The sequence below is a fragment of the Tissierellales bacterium genome, assembly GCA_025210965.1.
In the GTDB taxonomy this organism is placed as follows: domain Bacteria; phylum Bacillota; class Clostridia; order Tissierellales; family JAOAQY01; genus JAOAQY01.
Map to the genome: position 1 here is coordinate 1 of JAOAQY010000001.1, position 3087 is coordinate 3087.

General features: G+C 28.8%; 3 protein-coding genes. All 3 read left to right on the plus strand.

The genetic code is table 11. From position 1 onward, the window contains the following. Positions 1–262 precede the first annotated feature (262 nt). Genes N4A40_00005 through N4A40_00015 form a run of 3 tightly spaced genes read left to right on the plus strand, consistent with a single transcriptional unit; the run spans position 263 to position 2775 of the window. Positions 263–736, plus strand: coding sequence for a hypothetical protein (locus N4A40_00005; GenBank protein ID MCT4660210.1), 474 nt, complete (start codon positions 263–265; stop codon positions 734–736). A gap of 27 nt (positions 737–763) precedes the next feature. Further along, positions 764–1714, plus strand: coding sequence for a leucine-rich repeat domain-containing protein (locus N4A40_00010; GenBank protein ID MCT4660211.1), 951 nt, complete (start codon positions 764–766; stop codon positions 1712–1714). Positions 1715–1737: 23 nt separating this feature from the next. Then, positions 1738–2775 carry a leucine-rich repeat domain-containing protein gene (locus N4A40_00015; protein ID MCT4660212.1) on the plus strand — a complete coding sequence of 346 codons (1038 nt, stop codon included), beginning with the start codon at positions 1738–1740 and terminating at the stop codon, positions 2773–2775. Positions 2776–3087 lie beyond the last annotated feature (312 nt).

Here is a 3087-nt window from a genome sequence, read left to right on the forward strand (position 1 = left end):
CTTTTTTTTATTGGTTTGAATTCAAAAAAAGTTTCGGGCGATTTTGATAATGATATTTCAGTTGATTCTTCCATGTGTACTGCCTCCTAAAATATGTATTTATATATAAAACTACAGTTATTTTATCATGTAAATAGAAAAGGTTCAACAGCAGTGTTAAAAATGATAGCAACTATAAATGCAAAAAATAAACATATACTTTGAAATAGGCTTAAAAAGTATTATACTGAATACATAATCTAATAAGAAACGAGGTGTTTAAATGACAAAAAATATAATATTACTAGTGCTAGGATTTATCATAGTCATAAGCGTAATGATATCAAGTGATAGAAAGGAGATGGACATTCGATTAGATAGAGGATCTAAAAATATACAAACAGTAAATGTTATGGATTTTAACTTTACTGCAAAATCATATGGCAGAGATCTAAAATACTATACGGAGAGTGGTCTAAATGAAAAAATTGATAAGATGAAAAAGGAGCAAAATAGAAAAGATTTATCTTGGTTCTTAGTAGATAGATTAGAGGAAGCAGGTGAAGAATATAGATATTATCGTACATTCATGCAAGAACATGATGAGATAGATTTTATAGCGGTAGAAGAATCTTATGAAAATTATGAGTACAATGAAGAAAATGATAATAGGAAAATTCCAATTAAAATACCAATATTTGTTGAGCTAAAAAATGTAAAATACAAAGATCATGGATGGGCAGCTAGAGTAGAATAAAGGACATTAAAAAGGAGAGTGTACATAATGAGAGAAAGAACAATATTTGCCATATTAGCGATAATAGTACTAATTATTATTCCTATAGAAAAGAGTGCAGATTATGAGGAAAAAGCACCTATTTCAATGAGTTGCATGAACGTAGAAAGAGAAGTGAGGACTATACTAGGCAAACGAGATGGAGATATTTCAAAAAAAGACTTGAAGAAAATAAGAACGCTAAATATAGAATCTATGTTAGTCGAGAGATTAGCAGATATAGAAAAAATGCCAAATTTACAAAAATTAGTACTTGTAGAAACCTGCACAGACAATTTGAAAGCTCTAAATAACAATAAAAGTTTGAAATCATTAGATATTTCAAAAAATGAACTTACAGATACAGAGCTAAATGAACTATCTGACTTGGACAATTTAGAAGAAATATACATAAGTTACAACAAAATAAGCGATATAAGCGCATTAGCAAAATTTAAAAATCTAAGAATAATATTTGCAGATCACAATTATATAAATGATTTTACTGCTCTAGAAAGTTTAGAAAATCTTGAGAGATTGGTCATAAGCGGAAATAATGTGAGAAATGAAGTAAAACTTCCTAATTTGCCGAATTTAGAGGTTATAAATGATGAAGATTCAACATATGAAGATATAGAAGTACAGAAAATGGGATTGAAGTATCAGTATCTAAATGAGACTGATAAGGCGATAACCTATGATAACGAAAGTTTCAATCGAGAAATAGAATATTTAAAAAGCTATGGGGAGTATATCTATTTAAATCCTAAATTGAGACAAAAAAGCAAAGAGGCATACAAATTATATGTAGGCATGAAAGAGTTACTTGAAAAAGATAGTAGGCTAGACGATGAGTTCAAACTCAGAGTATTGTCTAAGAGATATGCATACAGAGATGATTTTGGAGTATACGATATAGAAATACCATATGAAGTAAAATTCATAAATAAAGATTTATAGACAAAATAATAGGATGTGATCTTGTGAAAAATAAAATGAAATTCATAACATTATTAATAGTAGCCGTAGCTGTAATTTTTGTGGGATATAAGAAATTTGAGGTAGTAGCGTTTGAAAATGTATTTCTCGAAGATGCGGTGAGAGCCGAGGTAGATAAGCCATTTGGAGACGTACTAAAATCAGATTTAAAATTGATAGAGCATTTAGATGCAACAGGATTTCATATCAAAAAATTAGGGCCAATAAAATATATGACTAATTTAAAAATACTAGAATTAGATAGAAATGAAATAGACGATTTTAGTGACCTTTCTAATATGAAGCAATTAATAAGTTTAGCTATACGTCATTGCAATCTAGAATCTATAGATTTTTTGCGCGGGATGAATACGTTAGAAGATTTGTATTTTGATTTTAATTCAGTTAAAGACATAAGCGTTCTATCGGAGCTTGAAAGTTTAGAAACCATATATATGAATGAAAATGAAGTGGAGGATATAAGTGCTCTTTCAGGGCTAGATCTCTATAGCCTTGGAGCAGAAAATATGAATATACAAGATATAGATGCACTTAGTGATATGACTCATTTGACGAATTTATTTCTTGGAGGTAATAAAATAAAAGATATATCTTGCATAGCTAATTTTAAAAATTTGATAATGCTTACACTAGATGGAAATGATATAAGTGATATTTCAAGTCTTGAAGACTTACACGGATTGCTTACACTTATGCTAAAAGCAAATGAGATAAAGGATATATCACGTTTAAAAAATTTAGATCATCTGATGACACTCACTTTAAGTAACAACAACATAGAAGATGTTTCTTGTATAGGTAATTTACAAGATCTAAAAAGGCTTGAACTAACGAATAACAATATAAAAGATATTTCATTTTTGGAAAAACTAGACTCACTGAAATATTTATATATAGATGGAAATCCTATAGATGACTATTCGGTATTAGAGAGTATACGTGATGAAGCTGAATTTATAGATGTTTTAGGTGGTGATGAATTGGAAATGCAGTCTGGAATAGAGATGAATTTTGAATTATAAATTTTACCAAAGGCTACAAAGTCCACCAATAAGTCAAATTAAGAGCATTAATTAAAGTGAAAATGGCAGAAGTTCAATAACTATGTTAAAATAAAAAATGGATGACTAATGCGAAATGTATCAGATCACTTTATTTTTGTGAATGTAATGAGGATTTATATGGGGGAAAGGGATGAAAACTAAAATATTAGATACAGCAAATTTATATAAATTATACATGCTATCGAAGAGATCATTTTTGATATATTTTATTATAGTATTGTACTATGAGAGCAAGGGACTCAGTTTTACAGAGATAATGCTACTAGGCTC

What these genes read in the sequence shown, in the direction of transcription:
- N4A40_00005 (MCT4660210.1), top strand. Translation starts at nt 263, where the DNA reads ATGACAAAAAATATAATATTACTAGTGCTAGGATTTATCATAGTCATA.
- N4A40_00010 (MCT4660211.1), top strand. Translation starts at nt 764, where the DNA reads ATGAGAGAAAGAACAATATTTGCCATATTAGCGATAATAGTACTAATT.